Origin of the sequence: Streptomyces sp. NPDC048291 (genome assembly GCF_043201715.1) — a bacterium.
Classification (GTDB): domain Bacteria; phylum Actinomycetota; class Actinomycetes; order Streptomycetales; family Streptomycetaceae; genus Streptomyces.
Genome location: NZ_JBICZC010000013.1, coordinates 202,546 through 224,306 on the forward strand (window position 1 = coordinate 202,546; position 21,761 = coordinate 224,306).

The 21,761-nt window shown below is 72.7% G+C and carries 19 protein-coding genes and 1 pseudogene; 10 read left to right on the plus strand and 10 right to left on the minus strand.

Annotated features, from left to right (window positions below; translation table 11 throughout):
• Positions 1-300: 300 nt before the first annotated feature.
• A complete protein-coding gene (gene ndgR, locus ACGF5O_RS33560; RefSeq protein ID WP_089098541.1) occupies positions 301-1,017 on the minus strand; it encodes an IclR family transcriptional regulator NdgR in 717 nt (238 codons plus the stop codon).
• Positions 1,018-1,222: 205 nt separating this feature from the next.
• On the opposite strand from ndgR, the gene leuC reads away from it, so the two are divergent.
• The 4 genes from leuC to ACGF5O_RS33580 all read left to right on the plus strand — a co-directional run bounded on the left by leuC (position 1,223) and on the right by ACGF5O_RS33580 (position 4,540).
• The gene (leuC, locus tag ACGF5O_RS33565) at positions 1,223-2,653 is read left to right on the plus strand and encodes a 3-isopropylmalate dehydratase large subunit (protein ID WP_393813649.1); all 1,431 of its coding nucleotides are present in this window, start codon (positions 1,223-1,225) and stop codon (positions 2,651-2,653) included.
• A 6-nt stretch (positions 2,654-2,659) separates the two neighbouring features.
• Positions 2,660-3,253, plus strand: a complete 594-nt coding sequence (gene leuD / locus ACGF5O_RS33570; protein ID WP_393813650.1) for a 3-isopropylmalate dehydratase small subunit — start codon at positions 2,660-2,662, stop codon at positions 3,251-3,253.
• A 286-nt stretch (positions 3,254-3,539) separates the two neighbouring features.
• Positions 3,540-3,770, plus strand: a complete 231-nt coding sequence (locus ACGF5O_RS33575; RefSeq protein WP_362583586.1) for a hypothetical protein — start codon at positions 3,540-3,542, stop codon at positions 3,768-3,770.
• A 140-nt stretch (positions 3,771-3,910) separates the two neighbouring features.
• Positions 3,911-4,540 (plus strand): HU family DNA-binding protein, encoded by a 630-nt coding sequence (locus tag ACGF5O_RS33580; protein WP_393813651.1) that lies wholly within the window; start codon positions 3,911-3,913, stop codon positions 4,538-4,540.
• Positions 4,541-4,734: 194 nt separating this feature from the next.
• On the opposite strand, the gene ACGF5O_RS33585 is transcribed toward ACGF5O_RS33580, so the two are convergent.
• Both ACGF5O_RS33585 and cofC read right to left on the minus strand, forming a co-directional pair.
• Positions 4,735-4,938, minus strand: a complete 204-nt coding sequence (locus tag ACGF5O_RS33585) for a hypothetical protein (RefSeq protein ID WP_393813652.1) — start codon at positions 4,936-4,938, stop codon at positions 4,735-4,737.
• A 9-nt stretch (positions 4,939-4,947) separates the two neighbouring features.
• Positions 4,948-5,586 carry a 2-phospho-L-lactate guanylyltransferase gene (gene cofC / locus ACGF5O_RS33590; protein ID WP_393813653.1) on the minus strand — a complete coding sequence of 213 codons (639 nt, stop codon included), beginning with the start codon at positions 5,584-5,586 and terminating at the stop codon, positions 4,948-4,950.
• Positions 5,587-5,741: 155 nt separating this feature from the next.
• Between cofC and ACGF5O_RS33595 the strand changes: the two genes are divergently transcribed.
• The 3 genes from ACGF5O_RS33595 to ACGF5O_RS33605 are packed head-to-tail and all read left to right on the plus strand — an operon-like array spanning position 5,742 to position 8,730.
• On the plus strand, positions 5,742-6,506 hold the full coding sequence (locus tag ACGF5O_RS33595; RefSeq protein WP_393813654.1) for a lysophospholipid acyltransferase family protein: 765 nt from the start codon (positions 5,742-5,744) through the stop codon (positions 6,504-6,506).
• Positions 6,503-7,513 carry an NAD(P)H-dependent glycerol-3-phosphate dehydrogenase gene (locus ACGF5O_RS33600; RefSeq protein ID WP_362583570.1) on the plus strand — a complete coding sequence of 337 codons (1,011 nt, stop codon included), beginning with the start codon at positions 6,503-6,505 and terminating at the stop codon, positions 7,511-7,513. The genes ACGF5O_RS33595 and ACGF5O_RS33600 overlap by 4 nt, the downstream gene beginning before the upstream one ends.
• 59 nt (positions 7,514-7,572) lie before the next feature.
• A complete protein-coding gene (locus tag ACGF5O_RS33605) occupies positions 7,573-8,730 on the plus strand; it encodes a D-alanine--D-alanine ligase family protein (protein ID WP_393813655.1) in 1,158 nt (385 codons plus the stop codon).
• Positions 8,731-8,809: 79 nt separating this feature from the next.
• On the opposite strand, the gene ACGF5O_RS33610 is transcribed toward ACGF5O_RS33605, so the two are convergent.
• Positions 8,810-9,298 (minus strand): DUF3515 domain-containing protein, encoded by a 489-nt coding sequence (locus ACGF5O_RS33610; RefSeq protein ID WP_393813656.1) that lies wholly within the window; start codon positions 9,296-9,298, stop codon positions 8,810-8,812.
• 20 nt (positions 9,299-9,318) lie between these two features.
• A complete protein-coding gene (locus tag ACGF5O_RS33615) occupies positions 9,319-9,552 on the minus strand; it encodes an Lrp/AsnC family transcriptional regulator (protein ID WP_093498875.1) in 234 nt (77 codons plus the stop codon).
• A 206-nt stretch (positions 9,553-9,758) separates the two neighbouring features.
• On the opposite strand from ACGF5O_RS33615, the gene ACGF5O_RS33620 reads away from it, so the two are divergent.
• Together ACGF5O_RS33620 and thiD are read left to right on the plus strand one after the other, a co-directional pair.
• A complete protein-coding gene (locus ACGF5O_RS33620) occupies positions 9,759-10,724 on the plus strand; it encodes a thiamine-phosphate kinase (RefSeq protein ID WP_093498874.1) in 966 nt (321 codons plus the stop codon).
• Complete coding sequence (gene thiD, locus ACGF5O_RS33625; protein ID WP_393813657.1) at positions 10,721-11,536, plus strand: bifunctional hydroxymethylpyrimidine kinase/phosphomethylpyrimidine kinase; 816 nt, start codon at positions 10,721-10,723, stop codon at positions 11,534-11,536. Before ACGF5O_RS33620 ends, thiD begins: the two co-directional genes overlap by 4 nt.
• On the opposite strand, the gene ACGF5O_RS33630 is transcribed toward thiD, so the two are convergent.
• The 3 genes and pseudogenes from ACGF5O_RS33630 to rpmB all read right to left on the minus strand — a co-directional run bounded on the left by ACGF5O_RS33630 (position 11,499) and on the right by rpmB (position 15,010).
• Positions 11,499-12,743: an FAD-dependent monooxygenase gene (locus tag ACGF5O_RS33630; protein ID WP_393813658.1), complete on the minus strand. Its 1,245-nt coding sequence runs from the start codon at positions 12,741-12,743 to the stop codon at positions 11,499-11,501. The two genes, thiD and ACGF5O_RS33630, sit on opposite strands and share 38 nt — an antisense overlap.
• A 113-nt stretch (positions 12,744-12,856) precedes the next feature.
• Positions 12,857-14,713, minus strand: a pseudogene (locus ACGF5O_RS33635) (ATP-binding protein); the annotation flags it as partial.
• 111 nt (positions 14,714-14,824) lie between these two features.
• Complete coding sequence (rpmB, locus tag ACGF5O_RS33640) at positions 14,825-15,010, minus strand: 50S ribosomal protein L28 (RefSeq protein ID WP_003993230.1); 186 nt, start codon at positions 15,008-15,010, stop codon at positions 14,825-14,827.
• A gap of 258 nt (positions 15,011-15,268) precedes the next feature.
• Between rpmB and ACGF5O_RS33645 the strand changes: the two genes are divergently transcribed.
• On the plus strand, positions 15,269-16,945 hold the full coding sequence (locus tag ACGF5O_RS33645) for a DAK2 domain-containing protein (RefSeq protein WP_393813659.1): 1,677 nt from the start codon (positions 15,269-15,271) through the stop codon (positions 16,943-16,945).
• Between the two features lie 19 nt (positions 16,946-16,964).
• Here ACGF5O_RS33645 and ACGF5O_RS33650 read toward each other — a convergent pair whose 3' ends face one another.
• Positions 16,965-19,880 carry a tetratricopeptide repeat protein gene (locus ACGF5O_RS33650; protein ID WP_393813814.1) on the minus strand — a complete coding sequence of 972 codons (2,916 nt, stop codon included), beginning with the start codon at positions 19,878-19,880 and terminating at the stop codon, positions 16,965-16,967.
• On the minus strand, positions 19,877-21,703 hold the full coding sequence (locus ACGF5O_RS33655) for an HSP90 family protein (protein WP_393813660.1): 1,827 nt from the start codon (positions 21,701-21,703) through the stop codon (positions 19,877-19,879). The genes ACGF5O_RS33650 and ACGF5O_RS33655 overlap by 4 nt, the downstream gene beginning before the upstream one ends.
• Positions 21,704-21,761: the final 58 nt, after the last annotated feature.

Here is a 21,761-nt window from a genome sequence, read left to right on the forward strand (position 1 = left end):
GACGGCCGGTGGCTGTGCGAAGGGCTGCTTCGCTTGTCGCCCGGCTTGGGTGCGGCGCCCTGTAGGGGGCGCGGGGAACTGCGCGATCAGCCGCGACGGCGTCGCAGTCGGCTGGCGGCCGGTGGTGGCACGTTCTGTGCCGTGGGAATGCCGGTCACTGGTCGGGTGCGGGCCGCGCGTGGCTTGTCGCGCCCACGCGGCGGTAGCCGCAAAATCGATACGGCGCCGCGCCCCTGGGGGTTGCACTGCCGTAGGGAGAGACCTGCCGCGGCGTTGGGGCCGGGCTCTCCCTGCGGGGTGTCAGCCGGTGCGGCGCAGGGCCTCGGAGAGGCGGGCCGCCGCGTCGATGACGGCCTGGGCGTGCATGCGGCCGGGGTGGCGGGTCAGGCGCTCGATGGGGCCGGAGACGGAGACGGCGGCGACGACCCGGTTGGAGGGGCCGCGCACCGGCGCCGACACCGACGCGACGCCCGGCTCCCGCTCGCCGATGGACTGGGCCCAGCCGCGGCGGCGCACACCCGACAGGGCCGTCGCCGTGAAGCGGGCGCCCTGGAGGCCGCGGTGCAGCCGCTCCGGCTCCTCCCAGGCCATGAGGATCTGCGCCGAGGAACCGGCCTTCATCGTCAGCGTCGAGCCGACCGGGACCGTGTCCCGGAGTCCGGACAGGCGTTCCGCGGCGGCCACGCAGATCCGCATGTCGCCCTGGCGGCGATAGAGCTGCGCGCTCTCTCCGGTGATGTCACGGAGGTGCGTCAGCACCGGGCCCGCCGTCGCGAGCAGGCGGTCCTCGCCGGCCGCCGCCGCCAGTTCCGCGAGTCGGGGGCCGAGAATGAAACGGCCCTGCATGTCGCGTGCCACCATGCGGTGGTGTTCCAGGGCCACGGCCAGTCGGTGGGCCGTGGGTCGTGCCAGTCCGGTGGCCCCGACCAGACCCGCGAGGGTGGCCGGACCGGACTCCAGGGCGCTCAGGACAAGGGCCGCCTTGTCCAGCACGCCGACGCCGCTACTGTTGTCCATGCAACGATACTCACGTCTCACTCTGTGAAACGCAAGTTCAATTTTCCGTGGAACGCGCCACCCTGGAACCACACAGTGGCCCGCAGACCAACGGGCCCGGCGGCGGACGCCCGGAACCACGACTTCAGGGGCCCGGAACACGGGCAGCCGCCTCCTCAAGATCTCTAGTTGGGCCGGTGCACGTCTGCCGGCCGGAGGGAAAGCGATGGGTAGGACACTCGCGGAGAAGGTCTGGGACGACCACGTCGTCCGGCGCGCCGAGGGCGAGCCCGACCTCCTCTTCATCGATCTGCACCTGCTGCACGAGGTGACCAGCCCGCAGGCCTTCGACGGGCTGCGCCAGAACGGCCGCCCGGTGCGCCGCCTCGACCTCACCATCGCGACCGAGGACCACAACACCCCGACCCTCGACATCGACAAGCCCATCGCGGACCCGGTCTCCCGCGCCCAGCTGGAGACCCTGCGCAAGAACTGCGCCGAGTTCGGGGTGCGCCTGCACCCGCTGGGCGACGTCGAGCAGGGCGTCGTGCACGTCGTCGGCCCGCAGCTGGGCCTGACCCAGCCCGGCACGACCGTGGTCTGCGGCGACTCGCACACCTCCACGCACGGCGCCTTCGGCGCCCTCGCGTTCGGCATCGGCACCTCCCAGGTGGAGCACGTGCTGGCCACCCAGACGCTGCCGCTGGCGCGCCCCAAGACCATGGCCATCACGGTCGACGGCGAGTTGCCCGACGGCGTCACCGCCAAGGACCTGATCCTGGCGATCATCGCGAAGATCGGTACCGGCGGCGGCCAGGGCTACATCCTGGAGTACCGCGGCTCCGCCATCGAGAAGCTCTCGATGGAGGCCCGGATGACCATCTGCAACATGTCGATCGAGGCCGGTGCCCGCGCGGGCATGATCGCCCCCGACGAGACCACATTCGCCTACCTCGAGGGCCGCGCCCACGCGCCCGAGGGCGAGGACTGGGACGCCGCCGTCGCGTACTGGAAGACCCTGAAGACCGACGCGGACGCCGAATTCGACGCCGAGGTGCACATCGACGCCGCCGCGCTCTCGCCGTTCGTCACCTGGGGCACCAACCCGGGGCAGGGTGCGCCGCTTTCGGCCGACGTCCCCGACCCGGCTTCGTACGAAGACGCTTCGGAGCGCCTCGCCGCCGAAAAGGCCCTGGAGTACATGGGGTTGGACGCCGGCCAGCCGCTGCGCTCGATCAACGTGGACACCGTCTTCGTAGGCTCCTGCACCAACGGGCGGATCGAGGACCTGCGCGCCGCCGCCGAGATCCTCAAGGACCGCAAAGTCGCCGACGGCGTACGGATGCTGGTCGTCCCCGGCTCCGCCCGGGTCGGTCTGCAGGCCGTCTCCGAGGGTCTGGACGTCGTCTTCAAGGACGCCGGCGCCGAATGGCGGCACGCGGGCTGCTCGATGTGCCTCGGCATGAACCCGGACCAGCTGGCCCCGGGTGAGCGCTCCGCGTCCACCTCCAACCGCAACTTCGAGGGCCGGCAGGGCAAGGGCGGCCGTACCCACCTGGTGTCGCCGCAGGTCGCGGCCGCAACGGCCGTCCTGGGCCACCTGGCCTCGCCCGCCGACCTGTCCGACGCCGACGTTCGCACGCCCGCTGGAGTCTGATCAGCCATGGAAGCATTCACCACGCACACCGGCCGGGCCGTCCCGCTGCGCCGCTCCAACGTCGACACCGACCAGATCATCCCTGCTCACTGGCTCAAGAAGGTCACCAGGGACGGCTTCGAGGACGGGCTCTTCGAGGCCTGGCGCAAGGACGAGAACTTCATCCTCAACCGCCCCGAGCGGCAGGGGGCCACGGTTCTGGTCGCCGGCCCCGACTTCGGCACCGGCTCCTCCCGTGAGCACGCCGTCTGGGCGCTGCAGAACTACGGCTTCAAGACCGTGATCTCCTCCCGCTTCGCCGACATCTTCCGCGGCAACTCGCTGAAGAACGGCCTGCTCACGGTGGTCCTGGACCAGAAGATCGTGGAGGCGCTGCAGGAGCTCACCGAGAAGGACCCCGAGGCCGAGATCACCGTCGACCTGGAGGCCCGGGAGGTGCGCGCCGAGGGCGTCACCGCCTCCTTCGAGCTGGACGAGAACTCCCGCTGGCGGCTGCTGAACGGCCTGGACGACATCTCCATCACCCTCCGGAACGAGGCGGACATCGCCGCCTACGAGGCCAAGCGGCCGTCGTACAAGCCGCGGACGCTCCAGGTCTGAGCCGGAGCCGGTTCGGCGTGAACCCGCACATCTGAATACGGCTGGTTTCAGCCACCGCAACACCCCGCCTGTACCCCCGATCGCCACGATTGGGGGTACAGCCATGTCTGCACCCGAACGGGCGCTCGCGTTGTCGCAGGTCTTGCCAACTTCCCACGTTAGGGCGGATGTTGTCGGGGTAAGTGAGTGCTGTGTCCGTGGCTTCCGCAAGTGCCTGGAAGGCCATTCGAGGCGCCAGTTGCACCCTGCGCAGGCGACAACTCGCCCCAGATGGCACAATCTGTGCATGGAACACGACGGCCAACTCCAGCTCTATGCGGCAGTCGCGGACCAACTCAAGGAAGCGCACACAAAAGTGCGTGCACTGCAAGTCCCGGAGGGCGTACGGATGGCGCTGACCCGGAAGCTGCTGGTCATTACGGCCGCGGCCAAACACGACGTCGCCGACGCGGCACGGCGGCTCGAACGGTTCAACGCGGACCTCGACGCGGGTCGAATCCCCGAAGAGGACCGCTGACCGGACCGTACGAGCCGGCCGAGTCCGTTGCGGCACAAGGGTGATAAGCCCGTTTCGTGTTTGATTTGCGGTATATATCTGCCTAACGTGCGAAAAAGCTTGAACACATTCGTTCTGGCGATGTCTCCGAAGGGGAAGACGTGAACAAGGCGCAGCTCGTAGAAGCGATTGCCGACAAGATGGGCGGCCGCCAGCAGGCCGCCGAGGCTGTCGACCATGTCCTGGACGCCATCGTCCGCGCGGTCGTCGCAGGTGAGCGGGTCTCGGTCACCGGCTTCGGGTCCTTCGAGAAGGTGGACCGCCCCGCCCGCTACGCCCGCAACCCGCAGACGGGCGAGCGGGTTCGGGTCAAGAAGACCTCCGTGCCGCGCTTCCGCGCCGGTCAGGGCTTCAAGGACCTGGTGAGCGGCTCCAAGAAGCTGCCGCGCGGCGGCGAGGTCGCGGTCAAGAAGGCGCCCAAGGGCAGCCTGACCGGCGGCGCTTCGGCGACGGTGAAGAAGGCGGCGGCGAAGAAGACCACCACCGCCAAGAAGGCGACGGCGGCGGCGAAGAAGACCACCGCGAAGAAGACGGTGGCCAAGAAGACCACCACCGCTGCCGCGAAGAAGGCCACGGCGACCGCGAAGAAGACCACCGCCAAGAAGACCACGGCGACGGCGAAGAAGACGGCCGCGAAGAAGGCCCCGGCCAAGAAGGTCACCGCCAAGAAGGCGCCGGCCAAGAAGTCGACGGCGCGCAAGGCTGTCGCCAAGAAGGCCGCGGCTCGCTGAGCCGGGGCCCGCTTCAGGGCAGGGTTGGGACACTCACGCGACGGGCCGGACTCCCTCGGGGAGTCCGGCCCGCGGTGTGTTCGGTGACAGGGATGCGTTGGGTTTCGGGTGCGGCGCCGTTGGGGCTGGTCGCGCCCACGCGGCGGAGCCGCATACCGAATGCAGCCCCGCGCCCCTTACGGGGCGCTTGCGCTTCAGAACGTTTGCAGGGTCACCAGAGTCACGCGAAGTTCTTCGCCCGACCCCTCGGTCTCGATCCGCACCCGCTGTCCCGGCCGGAGCAGCCTGAGGCCGCCCGCCTCGAAGGCCCTGCCGTCGAACGGCACCGGGGTGCCGTCGTCCAGGAGCACCTGGCCGCTGCGGGTCTCGGGGTCGTACGTGTATGCGGTCGCCTGCATGGGCGCAGCCTACTGGTCCGGGATCAGCAGGCGGGCCGCCACCGCGGCGGTGCGGGGGCCGACGCCCAGGGCGAGGGCCGCGCGCAGGTCGGCGCCGGTGTCCACGTCCTGGCGTACCGAATCCACGCCCACCAGGCGCAGTTCCGCGGCGCCCGAGGCGGCGTGCCGGGCGCGGGAATCCGGGCCGAATGCGGGCGCCAATTCCTGGCCGGGGACCGCCGCCAGCAGGGTCGTGCCGATTGCCGCGGTGTCCGGGAGAAAAGCGCGCGGGAATTCCGCGGCCGCGTCGAGCACCCGGGCCAATTCCAGCGGGCGGACGGCCGGGAGATCGGCGTTCAGGGCCGCCACGGGGCTTTCCGGTCGCGATGCCCGGACGGCCGCCGCCCCGTGCCGCAGCGCCGCGTTCAGGCCGCTGCCCGGCGTGTCCGGGACGATGCGCGCACCCAGCGCCGACAACTCGCGCCCGGCCAGCGTGTCGTCCGTGACGACCGCCACATCCTTCACCGACTGGCAGGCCAGGGCCGCCGCCACCGTGTCCTGGGCGAAGGCGAGGGCCAGTGACGGACGCACACCGTCCGCCGCGGTGTCCGCGAGCCTGCTCTTGGCGCGGGCCAGAGGTTTGAGCGGGATGACCAAGGTCCACTGCACAGTCGTACCGTCCCTCCCTTGTTGCCTCATTGTCACCCGGGCCCACGGGGTGGTCGCGACACCGAGGCGTACGGTGTTCTCGACAGGCCGGCGGGCCGGGGCCACACTTCTTCCCGATCCCAGGCCGGGAAGAAGTCCTAGAGGAAGGTGTCCGCGTGCCCCGCCGGAGAATCGGCTTCTGGTACCGCTTCGCTGCGGTGCTCTGCAAACCTCCGCTGGTGGTTCTGATCAAGCGGGACTGGCGTGGAATGGAGAACATTCCGGCCGAGGGCGGTTTTATCACCGCGGTGAACCACAATTCCCACATCGACCCCTTCGCCTACGCCCACTATCAGTACAACACCGGCCGTGTTCCGCGATTCCTCGCGAAGAGCGGGCTTTTCAAGAAGGGATTCGTCGGCGCCGCCATGCGGGGGACCGGCCAGATCCCCGTCTACCGCGAGTCCACCGACGCGCTCAGCGCCTTCCGGGCCGCGATCGACGCCGTGGAACGCGGCGAGTGCGTCGCCTTCTACCCCGAGGGAACGATCACCCGAGACCCCGACCAGTGGCCCATGGCCGCCAAGACCGGTGCCGCCAGGGTCGCGCTGCAGACCAAGTGCCCGGTGATCCCGGTCGCCCAGTGGGGCGCCAACGAACTCCTCCCGCCGTACGCGAAGAAGCCCGACCTGCTGCCCCGCAAGACGCACCACGTCCTCGCGGGCCCGCCCGTCGACCTCACGCGCTTCTACGGCATGGAGATGACCCAGGACGTCCTCAAGGAGGCGACCGAGGTCATCATGGCGGCCATCACCCGCCAGCTTGAGGAGATCCGCGGCGAGAAGGCTCCCGAGACCCCCTACGATCCTCGCCAGGTGCGGATCGAGCAGCGGCGCCGCACGCGTGCGCAGAGCGGTCCGGAAGAGGAGAGCGGCAAGTGAGCAAGCCTGCCAAGGCGGCGGTCTTCAGCGCGGGTTCGTGGGGTACGGCCTTCGGAATGGTGCTCGCCGACGCGGGGTGCGACGTCACCCTGTGGGGGCGGCGCGCGGAGGTGGTCGAGGCGATCAACTCCGGCCGTACCAACCCCGACTACCTGCCCGGTGTGGAACTCCCCGGGAACCTGCGGGCCACCACCGACCCCGCCGAGGCGGCCGCCGGCGCCGACTTCACGTTCCTGTCGGTGCCGTCCCAGACCATGCGGGCCAACCTCGCCGAGTGGACGCCGCTGCTCGCTCCCGAGACGGTCCTGGTGTCCCTCATGAAGGGGGTCGAACTCGGCACCGCCATGCGGATGAGCGAGGTCATCGAGGACGTCACCAAGGTCGGCGCGGACCGGATCGCCGTCGTCACCGGCCCCAACCTCGCCCGCGAGATCGCGGCCCGGATGCCGGCCGCCGCCGTGGTCGCCTGCACCGACGAGACGGTCGCCCGGCGGCTGCAGGCCGCCTGCCACACCCCGTACTTCCGGCCGTACACCGAGACCGACGTGGTCGGGTGCGAGCTGGGCGGCGCGGTGAAGAACGTGATCGGCCTCGCCGTGGGCATCGCCGACGGCATGGGGCTCGGCGACAACGCCAAGGGCTCGCTCATCACGCGCGGTCTCGCGGAGACCGCGCGGCTCGGCCTCGCCCTCGGCGCCGACCCGCTGACCTTCTCGGGACTCGCCGGGCTCGGCGACCTGGTGGCCACCTGCTCCTCCCCGCTCTCCCGCAACCACACCTTCGGCACCAACCTCGGCAAGGGCATGACCCTGGAGGAGACCATCGCGGTCACCCGGCAGACCGCCGAGGGCGTCAAGTCCTGCGAGTCGGTGGCCGATCTGGCCCGCCGGCACGGCGTGGAGATGCCGATCACCGAGACGGTCGTCGACATCGTGCACGAGGGCAAGCCCCCGGTGGTCGCCCTCAAGGAGCTGATGTCGCGCAGCGCGAAGCCCGAGCGACGCTGAGCCACCCCGCCCTGCCGACGCTGTCTCGGGGCCCTACCACCGGGTACTCTCAACGCGATATGAGCACCGAGAACCTCTCCCAGAGCCCTGAGCAGCCCGCTCGCAAGCCGCGCGTGGCCGTCGTCTTCGGCGGCCGGAGCTCCGAGCACGGGATCTCCATGGTCACCGCCGGAGCCGTGCTGAGCGCCATCGACCGGACGAAGTACGACGTCCTGCCGATCGGCATCACCCGGGAAGGCCGCTGGGTGCTCACGGCCGACGAACCCGAACGCATGGCGATCAGCGAACGCCGTACCCCCGAGGTCGCCGACCTCGCGGAGTCCGTCGAGGGCGGCGTGGTGCTCCCCGTCGACCCGGCCAACCGCGAGGTCGTCTACAGCGAGCCCGGCTCGGTGCCCAAGGCGCTCGGCGAGGTCGACGTCGTCTTCCCGATGCTGCACGGCCCGTACGGCGAGGACGGCACCCTGCAGGGCCTCCTGGAGCTGTCCGGCGTCCCGTACGTCGGCTCGGGCGTGCTCGCCTCGGCCGTCGGCCAGGACAAGGAGTACATGAAGCGGGTGTTCGCCTCCTTCGGGCTGGCCGTCGGCCCGTACCTGGTGATCCGCCCCCGGGAGTGGCAGCAGGACGAGTCCGCCGCCCGCAAGAAGATCGTCGACTTCGCCGGCGAGCACGGCTGGCCGCTGTTCGTGAAGCCGGCGCGCGCGGGTTCGTCGATCGGCATCACCAAGGTCGACGGTCTCGCCGGGCTGGACGAGGCGATCGCCGAGGCCCAGTCCCACGACCCGAAGATCCTGATCGAGGCGGCCATCCGCGGCCGTGAGATCGAGGTCGGCGTCCTGGAGTTCGAGGACGGCCCGCGCGCCTCGGTCCCGGCGGAGATCCCGCCGCCCTCGGAGCACGCCTACTACGACTTCGAGGCCAAGTACATCGACTCCACCCCCGGCATCGTCCCGGCCCCGCTGACGGTCGAGGAGACCGCCGAGGTCCGCGAGCTCGCGGTGGACGCCTTCGAGGCCGCCTCCTGCGAGGGCCTGGTCCGCGCCGACTTCTTCCTCACGGAGGACGGCGACTTCGTCATCAACGAGATCAACACGATGCCGGGCTTCACCCCGATCTCCATGTACCCCCAGATGTGGCAGGCGACCGGCATCCCCTACCCCGAACTCGTCGACCGCCTGATCCAGGCCGCCCTCAACCGTTCGACAGGGCTGAGGTGACCCACCTGGGGGCGCGGGGAACTGCGCGAGCAACCACCACGCACCGGCACCCGACACACAACGGCTCCGCGCACGGCGCCTAGTCGGCAATCCCCTCCGGAATCGCCTTCTTGACGGCAGGCGCCAAGCTCACCAGCGGCGCCATGCCGTCCCCGGTCCGCCCCGCGGGAATCGTCACCTCGACATACGCCTTCCGTAGCGTCGTGGTGAACCGAAACGATTTGTCGGACTCCTGTTCCAGCAGCCACCCGACCCCGTTCACCTCGACCCCGTCGGCCTCGGCGTCGGCCATCTTCGCAGGCCGCTCGACACCGCAGCGCAGTATGATCGCCGGGTCGCCGCCCCAACCGGCGGTCAGCGGGGAGGCCGGTTCGGGATCCCGTCGGCCCAGCTTGTCGACCTTCGTCGGCAGCACCCGGTCAAGGCGATCGCAGAGCGTCGCAACCGCCCCGCCCGGACTGGGAACCGCCGCAGACGGGGCGTCGTCTGCTGATGAGCAGCCCGCTGCGGCGATCATCAGCGCGGCGAGCGCGGGCAGACCGAATGGCCGGTGACGGAAGGAGTTCACCGGCCAAGGGTAGACGGGGGCTACAGATGGACCACCGGGCAGGTCAGGGTACGCGTGATGCCGTCCACTTGCTGGACTCTCGCGACCACCAGCCGACCGAGCTCGTCGACGGTCTCCGCTTGCGCGCGCACGATGACGTCGTACGGTCCTGTCACGTCCTCGGCCTGGATGACTCCAGGGATCTTGCTGATGATCTCGGCGACGGTCGACGCTTTGCCGACCTCCGTCTGGATCAGGATGTACGCCTGTACCACGGAACCTCCAGGGCGGCCACGAGGATCATGTGGGGAAAAGGAACGCCACGGTATCGCGTCGCCGCTCACCGCGGGGAGACCTGCGCGGACAGGGGCTTGCGCGCCGGGGTGCAGGCACGACAGATGTTGACGGTCACCTCGACCGTATCCAGGACGACGGTGACGCGCGAGCGGGCACGGCAAGGCAGAGAAGGGGCGAAAGGGCAATGAAGGGCACTGTTGGTGAGCTGGGGGAGTTCGGGCTCATCAGGGAGCTCACCTCCCGTCTCACCACCACTCCTGCGGTCCGGGTCGGCCCCGGCGACGACGCCGCGGTGGTCGCCGCGCCCGACCGCCGGGTGGTGGCGAGCACCGACATCCTGCTGGAGGGGCGGCACTTCCGCCGCGACTGGTCCACGGCCTACGACGTGGGCCGCAAGGCGGCCGCGCAGAACCTCGCGGACATCGCCGCCATGGGTGCCGTGCCGACCGCGCTGCTGCTCGGCCTGGTGGTGCCCGCCGAACTCCCGGTGACCTGGCCCAGCGAGCTGATGGACGGCATCCGGGACGAGTGCCAGGTGGCCGGTGCCTCGGTGGTCGGCGGCGACGTGGTCCGCGGCGACACGATCATGGTGTCCATCACCGCCCTCGGCGACCTGCGCAACCAGGAGCCGGTCACCCGGGCCGGCGCCCAGCCCGGCGACCTGATCGCGGTCACGGGCTGGCTGGGCTGGTCCGCGGCCGGCTACGCGGTGCTCTCCCGCGGCTTCCGCTCGCCCCGGGCGTTCGTGGAGGCGCACCGCCGCCCCGAGCCGCCGTACCACGCGGGCCCGGCCGCCGCCGCCCTCGGCGCGACCGCGATGTGCGACGTGAGCGACGGGCTGATCGCCGACCTCGGGCACATCGCCGAGGCCAGCAAGGTGCGGATCGACATCCGCTCCGGCGCGATCGACATCCCGACCCAGATGAACGACATCGGCCAGGCCGTCGGCGTCGACCCCATCCAGTGGGTGCTCACCGGCGGCGAGGACCACGCGATCGTGGCGACCTTCCCGCCGGACGTGAAGCTGCCCGCCCGCTGGAAGGTCATCGGCGAGGTCCTCAACCCGTCCGCGCTGCCCCAGGTGACCGTCGACGGCGCACCCTGGACCAGCAAGGGCGGCTGGGACCACTTCGGGGACATCGAGTCGTGACCCCGCCGCGCGTGCTGACGGTCGCCGGTTCCGACTCCGGCGGCGGGGCCGGGATCCAGGCCGACCTGAAGACGATGCTCGCGCTGGGCGTGCACGGCATGAGCGTGCTCACCGCGGTGACCGCGCAGAACTCCGTGGGTGTACAGGGCGCTTGGGAGCTGCCGGTGGCGGCCGTCCGCGCCCAGTACCGGAGCGTGGTGGACGACATCGGGGTCGACGCGGTGAAGACCGGGATGCTCGCCTCCGCCGAACTCGTGGAGACGGTAGCCGAGTTGCTCGCCGGGACCGACGCGCCCGTGGTCGTGGACCCGGTCGGCGTCTCCAAGCACGGCGACCCGCTCCTCGCCGCCTCCGCCCTCGACTCGGTCCGCACCAGGCTCCTCCCGCTGGCCACCGTCGCCACCCCGAACCTCGACGAGGTGGCCCGACTGACCGGCGTACACGTCGAGTCGGAGGCCGATCTGCGCCGGGCCGCGGCGGCCGTGCTGTCGTACGGCCCGACCTGGGTGCTGGTCAAGGGCGGGCACCTGCCCGGCGAGGCCGTCGACCTGCTCACCGACGGCAGCGACGAACTCCTGCTGCGCGCACCCCGGCACGACAACCGGCACACCCACGGCACCGGCTGCACCCTCGCGTCCGCGATCGCGTCGCAGCTCGCGAAGGGGCAGCCCGTGCCGGAGGCGGTGGCCGGGGCCAAGGAGTACGTCACCGGGGCGATCGCGGCCGGGTTCGCGCTCGGCGCCGGGATCGGTCCCGTGGACCACGGCTGGGCCCTCAGGCCGCAACCGGGGCCGGGTACTCCCGCAGCCTGATGTCGGTGGCCGCCTTCTCGGTCATCCGCTTGAAGAACCGGGCCAGCGGACGGGAGGCGAGCACCCGGTACATCCGGTCCCGGCTGCGGATCGGCCGCTCGGTCGGCGGGGCGAAGAACGGGCCCGCGTTCCCGGAGATCTTCTGGCAGCCCTTGGCGAAACCCCGGATCCGGGACTCGTACTCCGCGAAGGCGGTACGGAAGTCACCGCCCGCGAGAGCCAGTTCACCGGCGAGGACATAGGCGCCGACGATCGCGACCCCCGTCCCCATCCCGCCCGTCGTCGCCCCGTACCCGGCGTCCCCGAGCAGCGCCACGCGCCCGTTGACGAGCCGGTCGACGTGGATCTGGGTGATCGCGTCGAAGTACACGTCGTCGGCGTCCGCCAGGACCCTGAGGACGGCCGGGGTCTCCCAGCCCATCCCGGCGAAGCGGTCCGCCAGCAGCCGCTTGACCGCCGCGAGGTCCCTGCGGTCGTACGACAGCTCCTCGGACCGGAAGACCAGCAGCGCGCCCGCGCGGTCCGGGTCGCCGTCGTAGTTGCCCACGACGATCCCGCGGCCCGGCTCGCTGTAGGCCCGGCCGGTGCGGTCCAGGCCCAGGTGGTTGGGGACGTCGAAGCCGGCCACGTAGTGGTCGAAGAAACGCAGGTAGCGGGACTCGTCGCCGAAGACCAGGCGACGGGTGTCGGAGTGCAGCCCGTCGGCGCCGACGACCAGGTCGAAGCGGCGGGGCGCGCCTTTCTCGAAGGCGACGTCGATACCGCCGGCGTCCTCCGCGAGGGCGGCGATCGAGTCGCCGAAGACGTACTCGACGTCGTCCCGGGTGCGTTCGTACATGAGCCGCGCGAGGTCGCCGCGGAAGATCTCCACGTCGCCGCTCATCAGCTCGGCGGGCAGGTCGACGCGCGGGCTGCCGTCGGCGTCGACGACCGTCTGGCGGCCCATGTGGGTCTGGCGGGCGTGGATCTCGTCCCAGATGCCCATGGAGGTGAGGACCGTGCGGTGCACATGGCCGCGGAAGTCGACCGCGAAGCCGCCGCCGCGCAGCCCGGCCGCCTTCTCGACGACGGTGACGCGGGCGCCGAGCCGGGCGAGGTTGAGGGCGAGGGCGGGTCCGGCGACGCCGGCACCGGAGACCAGGACACCGAGGTGGGCGAGGTCCGCGGACGGCTTGGTGGTCGTGTTGTGCGCCGTGTTCTTCGTCATGCGACGAGCTTCGGAGGGGGCGCTGACCGTCCTCCTACCGTTCGCCGACCGCCGCTGACCGTTGCCGTCGGCCCTGCTCGAAGGCCTGGTCGTAGGCCTGGTCGTAGGCCTCGGCGGACAGCTTCGCCGGTGTCGTGGCGGACCAGGTGGCGCAGGGCCGCGTCCAGGTTGGCGTGCTCGGCGGCGAGCCGGGCCAGCCAGGGCAGCTGCCCGCCGCCGCGCAGCCGCGGTTCGGCCTCCCCGGCCAGCCGCAGGAAGTAGCCGGCGTGGGCGGTCGCCGGGTCCTCCGGACCGGGCAGGTTCGGCAGGCTCTCGGCGGCGAACGCCCGGATCGTCTCCAGCATCCGGTAGCGGCCCTCGGACACCTCCAGGAACGACTTCTCCACCAGCGAGGCCAGCACGTCCTCCGGATACGGCAGTCCGCACACCGCCTCGACGGCCGCCAGCGTCGCGCCCCCGGAGAACGCCGTCAGCCGCCGCGCCAGCTCCCGCTCCTCCTCGTCCAGCAGCCCCCAGCTCCACTCCACGACCGCGCGCAGGGTGCGGTGCCGGGGCGCCTTGGACCGGTCGCCGCGGGACAGCAGGCGGAAGCGGTCGTGGAGGCGGTCGGCGAGTTCGTCGGGGGTGAGGGTGCGCAGCCGGGCCGCGGCCAGCTCGATGGCGAGCGGCAGCCCGTCCAGGGCGGCGCAGATGCCGGCCACGCGCGCCTGCCCGTCGAATCCGGGGCGCACCGCGCGGGCCCGGTCCAGGAAGAGCCGCACCGCGGGTTCCGGCGGCAGCGGGGGCACCGGGACCAGGACCTCGCCGGTGATGCCGAGCGACTCCCGGCTGGTGGCGAGCACCCGCACCCCCGGGCAGGCGGCGAGGAGCAGCGCGGTGAGCCGTGCGGCCTCCTCGACCAGGTGCTCGCAGTTGTCCAGGACGAGCAGCAGCTCGCGCTCCTCCAGGGCGGCCAGCAGCCGGTCCGTGGTGTCGGCGGCGGGACTGCGCAGCCCCTCGCGGACGCCGAGGGCGGCCAGGACGGCGTACGGCATCGTGGCGCCGTCGGTCAGGGGCGCGAGTTCCACGAAGCAGGCGGCGGGGTGCTGCTGCGCCGCCTCGATCGCGAGCCGGGTCTTGCCGGCCCCGCCCGGGCCGGTCAGCGTGAGCAGCCGGGACCCGGCGAGGCCGGCGGCGATCCGGGCGAGCTCGGGCTCGCGGCCGACGAAACGGGTGAGCTGGACCGGGATCCGGGGCCGCTCCGGCGCCGCGCCCCGCAGCAGCTCCAGATGGAGCGCGGACAGCTCGGGGGAGGGATCGGCACCCAGCCGGTCGGCGAGCGTGCGGCGGGCGTCCTCGTACACGGCGAGGGCCTCGGCGGGGCACCCGGCCGCGTGCAGGGCCCGCATCAGCTGCCCGTACAGCCGCTCGCCCAGCGGCCGGGCGGCCAGCAGCGCCCGCAGCTCCGGCACCAGCCCCGAGCCGCCGCCGAGCGCCAGGTCCGCCTCGATCCGGTCCTGTACGGCGGCCAGCCGCAGCTCTTCGAGGCGCGCGGCCTCGGCCTCGGCGTCCGGAAGGTCGGGCAGCGCGGGGCCGCGCCACAGGGCGAGGGCCTCGCGGAACCGGGCCGCGGCGGTCACGTGGTCGCCGGCGGCGAGGGCGGCGCGTCCGGCCGCGGAGACGGTTTCGAACCGGTGCGCGTCCACGGTGTCGGGGGCGACCGCGACCCGGTACCCGGTGGCGGTGGCCTCGATCTCCGCGTGCGGGGCCAGCCGCCCGCGCAGCCGGGAGATCTGCGACTGGAGTGCGTTGGCGGCCCCGGCGGGCGGCTCGGCGCCGTACAGGCCGTCGGTGAGGCGCTGGACGGAGACCGGCCGGCCGGCGTCCAGGAGCAGCAGGGTGAGCAGGGCGCGGGGGCGGGGGCCGCCGGGGTCGAGAGGGGTGCCGTCGCCGGTGCGTACGTCCAGGGGGCCCAGGATGCCGAAGCGCATGGGATCAGCTTGTCAGGCCTGGTGCGGGGCACGGCAAAAAGCCGGCCCACCCGGAGGTGGACCGGCTCAGTGCAGCGAACCAGCGGTGGCCGCGCGCTCAGCGACAGTGCGTCAGCGCGAGACCTTGCCGGCCTTGATGCACGAGGTGCAAGCGTTCACGCGCTTCGGCGTCCCGCCGACCACAGTACGCACGCGCTGGATGTTCGGGTTCCAGCGACGGGACGTACGGCGGTGCGAGTGCGAGATGTTGTTGCCGAAGCCCGGCCCCTTGCCGCAGACGTCGCAGTTGGCAGCCACGGGTCACTCCAAAGACTTCAGATGCACTTACGGTTGAATCCCGGCGTGCCGGGATCGAGACCCTACGGATCAGAGATCTTGAGTGGCGTTGCCAGGGAATGGCCCGATCGGATCGGGCAACCGGAGCAGCATACAACGGCTGCGTCCGTTAGACGAAACTAGCATGGCAGCTCAGGGGCCCGCCCCCGGCCCTCTTCCGGCGGACACCCTTCCGGGGTCTACGCTGCGTCCACGTTCGGCCGGCTCAAGGAGGCGCAGGTGGCGCAGGTGCCGCAGACATTCTTCGATGCTCTCGCGGTACGCACCTGGTGCGGACTGTCGCTCGGGGCGCTCGGGCGGGCGCGCGAGGAGATCGACGCGATCAACGTCTACCCGGTGGCAGACGGCGACACCGGCACCAACCTGTACATGACGGTGGAGTCGGCCGCGGGGGCCGTGGAGGCCGTCTTCGCGGGCTACGAGCTGGGCGAGGAGGTGCCGACCCTGGCCGACGCCGTCCGCGCGATGGCGCACGGCGCCCTCATAGGCGCGCGCGGCAACTCCGGCACGATCCTGGCGCAGTTGCTGCGCGGCATGGCCCACGTCCTCACCGAGGGTGAGGCGACTCACATCGACGCGGAGCGGCTGCGGCTCGCCCTGCGGTATGCCGCCGACGCCGCCCGCCGGGCCGTCGCCCACCCGGTGGAGGGCACGGTGCTGTCGGTCGCGACGGCCGCCGCGGACGCCGCCGAGGCGGCCGAGGGCGACTGCGGGGCGGTCGCGCGGGCCGCCTACGAGGGAGCGTGCAAGGCGCTCGCGGCGACGCCGGGACAGCTGGCCGCGCTGGAACGGGCCGGCGTGGTGGACGCCGGCGGGCGGGGCCTTGTCGCGGTGCTCGGGGCGCTCGTCGAGGCGTTCACGGGGGAGACACCCGCCTCTTTCGACGTGTACACGCGCGCGGAGGGCCCGGCCGGCCACGCGCGCGTGGACGCCGTCTCCGGCGCCCGGGCCGAGAACCGCGCGGAGCGCGCCGGCGGGCCCGCGTTCGAGGTCGTCTACCTCCTGGAGGCCGAGGACACCGCCGTGGACCGGCTGCGGGCCCGGCTCGACGCCCTCGGCGACTCCCTGGTGGTGGTCGGCGGCGACGGCCTGTGGAACGTCCACGTGCACGTCGACGACGCCGGCGCCGCCGTCGAGGCGGGTGTGGAGGCCGGACGCCCTCACCGGATCCGGATCACGCACTTCGGCGTCGGGGACGTGCACACCGGCGGGGCACGGCCGCCGCGCGAGCGGGTGCAGCGGGCCGTGGTGGCCGTCGTACCGGGGGAGGGCCTGGCGGGGCTGTACACCGACGCCGGCGCGACCACCGTGCTCGCCCGCCCGGGGGAGCCGCCGGCCAGCGGGGAGCTGGTGGACGCCGTGCGCCGCGCCAACGCCCGCGAGGTGGTGGTGCTGCCCAACGACGCCGACCTGCGGCACACGGCAGCCGCCGCGGCCGAGCAGGCCCGCGCGGAGGGCATCCGGGTCGCCCTCATCCCGACCCGCTCGGCGGTCCAGGGCATCTCCGCGCTCGCGGTGCACCAGCCGGACCGCCGCTTCGACGAGGACGTCGTCCAGATGACCTCGGCGGCCGGAGCCACCCGCTACGCCGAGGTCGTGGTCGCGGAGCGGCAGTCCTGGACCATGGCCGGCATCTGCCAGGCCGGGGACGTCCTGGGGCTGATAGACGGGGACGTGGCGGTGATCGGCTCGGACGTGACGGCCACCGCCGAGACCGTCCTGGACCGCATGCTCCAGGCCGGCGGCGAGCTGGTCACCCTCGTCCTCGGCGACGAGGCCCCCGACGGCGTCGCCGACCGCCTGGAGGCACGCGTGCGCGAGGCGTACCTCGCCGTCGACACGGTGGTCTACCGGGGCGGCCGGCAGGGGGCTCCGCTCCTCATCGGCGTCGAGTGAGCCCCGCTCCCGGCCGCCCTCACTCCTCCGTGGGCTCCAGCAGCTGCCGGGCCTCCGCCCGCCGGGCCCGGACCGTCTCGTCGGCCGGGTCGGCGCCCTCGTAGGCGTCCAGCACCGCACGCGCGCGGGCCGCCGCCGCGGCCGGCCTGCTCAGGTCGGCCTCCAGCCAGCCCGCGGCCAGCTCCGCGGCGGTACGGCTGTGCAGCCCGTCCTCGCCCAGCCCGGCGAACACCGAGATCGCGGCCGTCATCTGCGCGAGAGCCGCCTCGAACGCCTCCTGGATCGCCGGATCGTCGGCGTCCTCCGGCACCGAACGGGCCAGCAGGTCCCCGAACTGCCGGCGGGTGTGCCCGAGTTCGCCGGCGAGCCGCTCCGCCGCGGCCGGGTCCCCGACGGCCTCCAGCGCCGCCTCGCACTCCCGGACCGCGTCCGCCATCAGCTTCCGCGCGCCCTCCGGCCCCGCCTCCGTCCGCAATGCCAGCCAGGCGCGGGCCCGCAGCGAGCGCACCAGGAAGTGCACGTTGCCCATCGCCCGCCACAACTCGCCCGCGCGCGTGTAGGCCCGGTCCGCCTCCGCGGGCAGCCCCGCGTTGCCCAGCGACTCGGCGGCCAGGTGGGCGAGGGTGGCGTGGTCGTGCTGCTCGGGCCAGTGCCGGGCGATCTCGGCCGCCTGCAGCCGCCGTTCCGCCGCCGCGTGGTGCTCGCCCAGCTCGCTCAGGCAGTCCCCGAGCCACCACTGGGTCTGGACGACCGCGCCGTCGCCGTGCGTCTCGGCGCTCAGGTCGGCCAGCGCCGACTCCAGCACCTCGGCGGCCTCCGCGAACCGCCCCTGCCGCAGCAGGAAGCCGCCCAGCTGGTGCCGGGCCCAGGCACCCAGCGTGCCGCTCTGCCCGGCCTCGTCGGCCCAGTGCGCCGCCTCCAGGGCGTGCTCGGCGGCCTCCTCGGCCGCGCCCCGGCCGCCGAGGACCTCGGCGAGCTGCAGATGCAGCTGCGCCCGCCCGACCGGCTCCACGTACGGCCCGCCGTGCTCCAGCGCCGCGCGCAGCGCCCGCTCCGCCTCGGCCAGGTCGCCCTGCTCATGGGCGAGCGCGGCCACCCGCACCTCGTACTCGACCGCGAACCACGGCAGCTCCGCGCCGACGAACTGCGCCGTCGCCTGCCGGAACAGCTCGCCCGCCCGCTCCCCGTCCCCGGCGTGCTCGGCCAGTTCGGCCAGCATCGCCCGACCCTCGGCCGCCCGGGACACCAGCCGCAGGTCGGACCCGCCGCGCCCGCCGACCAGCGCCAGCAGCTCCCGTACCGCCTGCTCGGCGTCCCCGGCGCCCGTGGACCGCTCGTGCACCTGGCGCATCAGGATCCGCGCCCGGCTCATCAGCACGGACGCCGTCTGCCGCACCCCGGTCGCGTCGTCCGCGTAGAGCGCGAGGATCCGGTCGTACGGCTCGTCGAGCGCGGCCAGCGCCTCGTCCAGCTCCCCGGAGAGCGCGCGGACGTAGGCCGCACGCGCGCGTGCGGCGATCGCCTCGCCCTCGTCGCCCGCCTCCGCGTACAGCTCCGCCGCCCGCTCGAACAGCTCGACCCCCTCGGGGCCGCGCCCCATCGCCGTGTGGTCGGCGATCTCCGCGCGGACGTACGTGTCCACCTCGGTCTCCTCGGCGGCCTCCGCGACCGCCGCCCAGGCCTCCAGCGCGTGCGGCCGGAGCGTGTCCGACAGCCGGCGTGCCTCGGCCAGCAGCGCGGGGAACGACGGCTGCCCGGCCTGCTCCGGCGCGGGCGCGGGCGCGGGCGCGACCGGCGCGAGGGGCCCGGCGGGCGCCGTACGCACCGCCCGCACGCCCAGCGGCAGCCGGTCCACCAGCGGCTGCTGCGCCATCCGCTCGCGCAGCTGGTCGCCGACGTAGGAGGTGCCGTTGCGGGCGTCGAACCGCGCGGCCAGCTCCAGGGCCTCCGCGCGCGCGTGCCCGGCGAGTTCCCCGGCGGTCCACGTGCGCCCGGCGGGCCCCGGCACCCGCTGCCCGCCAAGACCCAGCCCGGTCAGCCGGTCCATCAGCAGCGCCACCACCGCGAGGAAGTCCATCCGGCTGCGCGGCTGCCCGGTGTCCGTGAAGTAGGCGGGACGTTCCGCCAGCAGCTCCAGACCGCGCGCCTCGTTGCCGGTCAGCGCACAGAACTCCACATGGTCCGCGTAGGCGCCCCGCATGCTCTCCATGGGGCGCACCAGACGGAAACCGCGCAGATGGTGCGCCCGGGCCTCGTCGACGCGGCCGAGGCGCAGCAGCGGCGCCAGGGAGGAGGCGAGCACCGTGTGCGGCTCGTGGGCGCAGCTGTACTCGCCGTCCAGCACCGGCCCCCACAGCTCCAGGGCCGCCTCGTCCCGGCCGTTCTTCAGCTGCCAGCCGCCCTGCCCGTGCAGCTCGCACGCGTGGCAGTCGGCCATCCGGTCCCGGTCCGCCGCCAGCCAGGCCGTGTACGCCCGCTCCGCGCGCGGCAGGTCACCGACGTGCCCGGCGACACTGAACTCCGCGCTGCGCACCGCCCGCTCGGAGTGCCCGGCCAGCCGGTAGCGGTGCTCCATCTCGCCCAGCCACTTCTCGATCGAGGCGAGCGGTATGTGCGGCTGGTCGAGCATGCCGGCCGTCATCCACTTGAAGACCCAGTGCAGCGAATGCGTCTCGTACTCGTCGAAGTCCTCGGGCCGCTCGTCCCACATCCGCAGCAGTCGCGCGAACGGGACGAACATCCTGTCCTTCTCGGAGCTGTAGTTGTAGACCTTCAGCTGATGCCCGAGCGCCTCGATCACGGCGAGCGGGACGTTCAGCTTCTCGGCCTCCACCAGCAGCTGCTCCGCGCGCGCGTTGCGGGCGGGACCCTCCGGCTCCTCGGAGTTCTCCGCCATCGCCCGGCGCAGCGAGTCGAAGTCAGCAATCTCCATCAGCGATCGTCTTCCCCATGCGTGGCCCATTCCAGGAGGCCGATGAACGAGCGGTTGAGCAGCGCCGAGTCGGCCGGCCGCAGCGGGCGCTGGGCCATCAGCAGCGCCTGACCGTAGAGCGACTCGGTCGCGGTGCCGATCAGCTCGGGGTCCCTGAGGGCACTGATCCGCCGGATCAGCGGGTTGAGGTGGTTGAGCACCAGCCGGGCCCGGGGCGCGCTGCCGCGCAGCGAGCCGAGGATGCCCGCCCACAGGTCGTCGGCCTGCTCCTCGGCTTCGGCACGGGCCTGCTCGTGGCGGGCGGCGCGGTCGTCGAGGTGGAGGGCGGGGACCGAGAGGGGGTGGAAGGCCCTCAGTACAATGTCACATTGCAGTGGGTCCAGCTTCGCCCGCGCCACCCCCAGGAACCCCGCCACGGCCAGCTCCTCCGCCGGGTCCACCGCGTCCAGATGCGCGGTCACGGTGTCCGCGTCCAGCTCCGCGACCACCGACCCGGGCCGCACCGAAGGCAGCGCCTCGACCAGCTCGCTGTCGTACGTGTAACCGCCGTTGACCACCCCGACGCCCTGCGCGGAGGCGATCGGCGCGACCTGCCGGTACTCCTCGACCGTCCGCGTGAAGTGCACCACCGGGTGCCGCTGCGCGAACTCCTCCAGGGACAGCTGCCCGTCGGTGGTCTCGAACGGCAGCCACGGCAGCATCGTCCGCAGCATCTCGCTGTCGTGCCGGGCCAGCGACTTCACACCCAGGTGGTGCACGGACAGGAACGCGGAGAGCCGTTCCGGATCGCCCGCCGCGAGCCCGGTCAGCCAGGACCGAATCCTTTCGCCCAGCGCCTCCCGCACGGCCGCCAGCGTCTCGTCCTCGTACAGCGACTCGCGCGAGGCCGTCGGCCGCAGGCTGTCCGTGTCCAGGACGCAGCGCACGAAGAACGCCCAGTCCGGCAGCAGCTGTTCGGCCCGCTCGGTGAGCAGCATGCCCTTCAGATGCACCCGGTGCGTGGCCCGCTGCGCCGGACTCACCGCGGACGGCAGCACGTACGCCACCCCCCGGATCCCGGCCAACGGCACGTCCAGCGCGATCGAGTCCAACGGCGTGAACCCGAACAGCTCGTGACAGTGCCGGGCCAGCGCCACCCGCCGGGTGCTGGGGGAGGGGTACGGCCGGTCCCAGGGCGCCGGCAGGTCGGTGACCGCCTCGTCGCCCACCCGGACGTCGTAGGGCAGCAGCGAACCGAAGTCCCGCGCCAGCGCGAGCACCCGCCGCTCGTCCAGCCACTCCGCCGCACCCGCCCGCGCCACCAGATGCACGGTGGTACCGGGCTCGGGCCGGGCCTCGGGCGCCAACGTCCGCACGGTGTACGACCCGTCGTCCCGGGCCGTCCACTCCACGGGCAACGCGTCCGGCGTCCGGGCGCTGCGGCTGACCACCCGGATCCGCTCGGCGACCACGAAACAGGCCAGCAGCCCGATGCCGAACTGGCCCAGGAAGTCGGAACGGGCCTCCTGCAGCCCGTCCCCCCGCTTGGAGCTGCGCCCGATCGTGGCGAGCAGGCTGTGCACGTCCGACTCGGTGAGCCCGACGCCGCTGTCCTCCACCCGGAGCGAACTGCCGTCCGCGTACAGCCGCACCCGCGCCGGGGCGTCGGGCTGCTCGGCCCGTCTCGCGGTGATCGCGTCCACGGCGTTCTGCAGCAGCTCGCGCAGGTAGACCTTGGGGCTGGAGTACAGGTGATGGGAGAGCAGGTCCACCAAACCACGCAGGTCGACCTGGAACGTATGAGGTGACTGTGATGCCTGGGATGACTGTGAGGTCTGGGAGTCCATCGTCGCTGCGCCGGAGGGGGGAAGACGTGGTCGGCGCGGGGTCGGGCGGTCCCTGGTG